This window comes from Bacillus sp. LL01, from assembly GCF_001037965.1.
The window spans coordinates 1-4279 of the sequence record NZ_LFEL01000170.1; the positions used below are offsets into that span (position 1 = coordinate 1).

A 4279-nucleotide genomic window follows, 5' to 3' on the forward strand; every position below is an offset into this window, starting at 1 on the left:
TCTAATAATCGGCTTGTCTTTAGAGTTCTTTGGATTTGAAAAGTCAGTCAAGCAAGTAGTGATGAGAGGCTATGAACGAGGCAAGAAAACGTTTTCCTTAAAGCATGCGTGGAAGGAAACCCTTGCTTTAATGAAGTCGGTCTATCCTTATTTAATCATTGGCGCATTGATTGGGTCCATTATTCATGGTGTCGTTCCAGCAGAGTTTATTAGTGCTCACTTTGGTGGAGATGCTTGGTGGTTGATTCCGATTGCTGCGGTTATTGGCATTCCATTATACATTCGGTTATCGAGCATGATTCCGATTTCGCAAATTCTTATTATGAATGGGATGGCGCTTGGGCCCGTTATGGCGATGATGATTAGTTCAGCAGGGGCAAGTCTTCCCGAACTGGTTTTATTGAAGACGTTTTTTAACAAATCACTTATTGCTGTGTTTGTCTTATCAGTTATTACGATGTCAACGATTTCAGGATTTGTCTTTTATTTATTATAAAAAGGAGCGAGTTAAAATGAGAAAATTAATAGGGTACTTACAGTCAAAAGGGCTCTGGATGGTTAAGTGCTGCCAACATACCAAAGCTCAAATTGAAGAACTCATTCGTCTTGAACAAGTCGAAAAGGATCAAGAAATGATGAAAACAAAAATGTATCAACATCATTATTAAGAGGAGGAATGAGAATGTTAAAGAAATTAACTCAACTATTACAGCCTAAACCGAAAAAAGTAAAAGGTTCATGTTGTAAGGTGGTCATTGAGGAAGTGAAGGTACAAAGTGAATGCTGCGAGAAGAGTAGGGAGAAAAGAAAAAAGAATGAATAAGATATTACGGACCTACAACCTAAAAAAGCAGTCCATATCAGGTGGAGTTGGCTGCTTCTTTAGGTTCCATTATTCCGTTTCGTAATGAAGAATGGTTCTTGTAAATTCTGAGAAATCACCTAAATGGTCATCCAGTATTTTTTGTAAAATCACTAGATTAATTTCTTGATAATCGTGTACGGCAATATTCCTGAATCCTACCATTGACTGCATGCATTCTAGTTGATAGAAGAGGTGTAAGTATACCCTCTTTTTCTAAGAACGAAAAGGCATCTCTGCTTGATTGTGGAAGTCCTAATCTTTTCTCAGCTACAATGTGCATCGCCAGGTCAATGCTTGCCTCACAAGCACGTTGTAGATTGAGAACAACGGAATCCTGCTTAGTAAAGTTTTCAAGATTTAAAGGGGTGTTGGCATACTCTTCAATAATACGCTTCAAGCATCTTTCAATAATCGTTACTTTATTTAAAATGACATCATTTTTCATAAATAGACCCACTTTCATCTATTTTTTTAAGAATAGGTAAACGTTCTTCGTTGAGCTTTGCATACATCTTTAGTGTATTTAATTCGAATTGAGCTTTCTTCTGCTCATTTATACAATAGATGACGGTTCCAGTATGGACAATTTGTGCTTGAAATACAGTACTTGCTTGATTTAAGTCAACTAAATCTACATCTCTWTGYAATTTGGTTGCTAGCTCTTGTGCAATCATGAATAATTCATATTTATCCATTTTAGAAGCGTTTAAAAAAGCAATATCCATATCACTAAAATGAGTTGAATTTCCTTTAACTGTTGAACCAAAAATGACAATGAAATAGGGCGATAAATGATCAACAAGATGCTCGATAATGATTTGTTTTGTTTGTTCGTTCATAAGAATCGCCTCCATATTACTAGACCCKTTTGTWTCACTACTAATAGCTCTACCYAAAGTATACCAAATTTAACTGTTTACGCGTCACTCAAGATCATAACAAGTAAAATGAAGCGCAGGGGCATCCCTTGCGCTTCATTCATGTTTAGTACTATTTATCTCCTTTAATCACCAATAGCACTTGCGTGATAATCGCCATAATCGKCAACTCAAGTAATGGTCCGATGACGAGGACTAAGGCGACTAATGGTTGGTCTGAAAAAGCGGTCATCGCAATTGCTAAGGCAATTGGTGAGTTTCTAGCGAGCGTTGTCAAACTAAGGCTGGCTCGATCAGGAAATGGGAACTTCATCAGCTTTCCAACTTGTTGACTGACGATGAAATTTATAACGAAGAACAAGAGAATTGGTAAAAGCATTTTCCACATCAGATCTAGATTAGCAAGTAGTACCTGTCCTTGTGAAGCAAACATTGCGACAATGGCTAGGCATAAAAACAGGATCGGCAACACACTAAAAGTAGACATGAGATTATCATATAAATGTTGCTTGTTTCTGAGCACCCCTTTGGTCAAAAATGCTAAGACGAGAGGGACAAGTAAGACTAGAAAAAGACTTTCCACTAAAAAAGTAGGGTTAACAACACCTGTTGTTCCCCCGAAGATCAGTAGGTAGACAGGTAACAGGATCAATTGCAAAAAGAGGTTCAACGGCAAGATGGCGGTTGATAGGGCGACATTTCCTTTTGCGATGCCTGTGAAAATTAAATACCAATCCGTACAAGGTGTCACTATTAACATAATAAATCCGAGGTACAAGGCAGGATTGTCTGCTAAGAACACCATCGCAAGTAGCCACGCTAAAATAGGTGTCCAAAGAAAGTTGATCAACAAGCTAGTATAGGTKAATTTTATGTTTCGAAACGCTTTTGTGATTTCATTTAAGGGGATTTGGAGAAACGTGATGTAGAGCATTGCGACTAATAGCGGCACAATCACAAGTTCGGCCTGCTGTTCGATCACATTCACTTGACCAAGAGCTATACCTAGAACGACGGCTATAAAGATAATAAAGGAATAAGCTTTTTCGATTATACTCATATGAATCACACCTGATGATTAAAGTTTTAATGCCATTACATAGTATCATAAATGGGGTAGTAGTGAGTGCTGCTCTAAATAAAAGGAGTTAAGAAGACATGTGCAGAATTTATAAAAGAGGTGATAAGCAGGAATGAGAGGATTGCAGATTGATGTTCTTAGTATGTTATTAACACTTGCACTTTTATTACTTATATTCTCTCCTTTGATTTTTTCGAGAAGACAAAAGGAGTCAAGAATAGAGTTTTGCTGGAAGCATGTATTGAAGTCAAAATGGTTTCGCATTCCATTCATCTTTCTTTTGTTACTAACGGATTTTTCCACGCTTACCTTAGGATATATTTTTATAATGATGGTTTCAGCGCTCATGGTTTCATTTTTGCTTTCATTTATCGTTCATCTTTTTAGAACAAAGCGATTCACAGAATAATCTAGAGGAGAGAGTCATGTGAAAAAGAAACCTGCCGTTTTAATAGGTTTAGTAGTTATCATCTTTCTACTTTTACAATCYACACAAGGTCAGTTAAGTAACTTTTTAGTGAAGAAGATTGGTTTCTTGTACTTTGCAGAATTTTATGTTGAGGGGTAACGAAGGTAGTTGTCTTACACGAAGTGTAAAGCTTATAATCGAAAGGAAGTACATATTAAATGAAAGAGTTAATGCAAAGGGTTGAAACGATCTTCGTGAAGTCCCGTCTACGCTTCCCACTTTACCTTCTTACGGTAATAACAGGTGTCGGCTTCTTTATAGCACCAGAACTAATCGAACCAACTATTTTTATCGCGTTTTTAGGATTGCTTCTCATTATGGAGAGCATTCATCCAGAGGCGTACCGGGCTTTATTTTTTGAGCCGATAACGAGTTTTTTTCCGACAAAAGTACAGCTACCCCTAATTATTATGCTGACTATTTGTGTAGTGATGGTAGGGTTGTTTTTTCTATTGATAGTAATCGGGGTAGGATTGGCACGCTTCTACAACTAAAACCAACAGTTAGTTATGGTGCTGAGGCAATAACCTCACCTAGAAGTTGAATATCATTATAGATGAGCTCTTTTGTCTGAGCCTCTTCACATCTTTTATATTCATTCATTAATAGATACATTTCCTTGAGGAATATTATCATTTCTTCATGTGAAATCATCATCAAGATCCCCCTTAATGTGATTTTAGAACTAGTCTCTCTTAAATTATATGGGATTAAAGACTGTGTGTAAATAGTAAATATAGGTAATAAGTATTGCTTTAGTGAGAATGGAAAAAGGGCATAAAAATGCCCTTCAGACTTTGAGGTGTTTTTCTTTATTCATTACCTTTTGCATGCAGTGGCGGTGGAATTAACCAGCCTTTTTCTTTGTTCAATTTAAGTACTTTTGCACCGAATTGAGCTTTAGCTTGGTGGAACTGTCCATACATCATCGCGATATCTTCTCGAATCGATTGGCCCATTGCTTGACTACAAGCTACTAAGCCAGC

8 protein-coding genes and 1 pseudogene are annotated in these 4279 nt (G+C 37.0%); 4 read left to right on the forward strand and 5 right to left on the reverse strand.

Features of this window, described 5'->3' with window-relative positions; translation table 11 throughout:
- The 3 genes from AB685_RS27170 to AB685_RS31510 form a co-directional block, all read left to right on the forward strand.
- Positions 1 to 496 (forward strand): permease (locus tag AB685_RS27170; protein WP_047973719.1); only part of this gene is annotated, 496 nt, incomplete at its 5' end.
- Between the two features lie 16 nt (positions 497 to 512).
- Positions 513 to 668, forward strand: coding sequence for a hypothetical protein (locus AB685_RS31505; RefSeq protein WP_157860762.1), 156 nt, complete (start codon positions 513 to 515; stop codon positions 666 to 668).
- 14 nt (positions 669 to 682) lie between these two features.
- Entirely contained in the window at positions 683 to 823 is a 141-nt protein-coding gene (locus tag AB685_RS31510) for a hypothetical protein (RefSeq protein ID WP_157860763.1), read from the forward strand.
- 69 nt (positions 824 to 892) lie between these two features.
- Here AB685_RS31510 and AB685_RS27175 read toward each other — a convergent pair.
- The 3 genes and pseudogenes from AB685_RS27175 to AB685_RS27185 all read right to left on the reverse strand — a co-directional run bounded on the left by AB685_RS27175 (position 893) and on the right by AB685_RS27185 (position 2803).
- A pseudogene (locus tag AB685_RS27175) lies at positions 893 to 1310 on the reverse strand (DUF86 domain-containing protein).
- A complete protein-coding gene (locus AB685_RS27180; RefSeq protein WP_047973723.1) occupies positions 1300 to 1704 on the reverse strand; it encodes a nucleotidyltransferase domain-containing protein in 405 nt (134 codons plus the stop codon). Before AB685_RS27180 ends, AB685_RS27175 begins: the two are co-directional and overlap by 11 nt.
- Positions 1705 to 1855: 151 nt before the next feature.
- A complete protein-coding gene (locus AB685_RS27185) occupies positions 1856 to 2803 on the reverse strand; it encodes a bile acid:sodium symporter (protein ID WP_047973720.1) in 948 nt (315 codons plus the stop codon).
- Positions 2804 to 3451: 648 nt separating this feature from the next.
- Between AB685_RS27185 and AB685_RS27195 the strand changes: the two genes are divergently transcribed.
- Positions 3452 to 3787 (forward strand): hypothetical protein, encoded by a 336-nt coding sequence (locus AB685_RS27195; RefSeq protein ID WP_047973722.1) that lies wholly within the window; start codon positions 3452 to 3454, stop codon positions 3785 to 3787.
- Positions 3788 to 3800: 13 nt separating this feature from the next.
- Here AB685_RS27195 and AB685_RS31515 read toward each other — a convergent pair whose 3' ends face one another.
- Positions 3801 to 3950: a hypothetical protein gene (locus AB685_RS31515; protein WP_157860764.1), complete on the reverse strand. Its 150-nt coding sequence runs from the start codon at positions 3948 to 3950 to the stop codon at positions 3801 to 3803.
- A 155-nt stretch (positions 3951 to 4105) separates the two neighbouring features.
- The coding region (locus AB685_RS30675) for a DUF3231 family protein (RefSeq protein ID WP_128755957.1) at positions 4106 to 4279 on the reverse strand (174 nt) is incomplete at its 5' end.

Excerpts from the sequence above, each read along its gene's own strand:
- AB685_RS31515 (WP_157860764.1), bottom strand. The coding sequence starts at position 3,950 with ATGATGATTTCACATGAAGAAATGATAATATTCCTCAAGGAAATGTAT.
- AB685_RS27195 (WP_047973722.1), top strand. The coding sequence starts at position 3,452 with ATGAAAGAGTTAATGCAAAGGGTTGAAACGATCTTCGTGAAGTCCCGT.
- AB685_RS31505 (WP_157860762.1), top strand. The coding sequence starts at position 513 with ATGAGAAAATTAATAGGGTACTTACAGTCAAAAGGGCTCTGGATGGTT.
- AB685_RS31510 (WP_157860763.1), top strand. The coding sequence starts at position 683 with ATGTTAAAGAAATTAACTCAACTATTACAGCCTAAACCGAAAAAAGTA.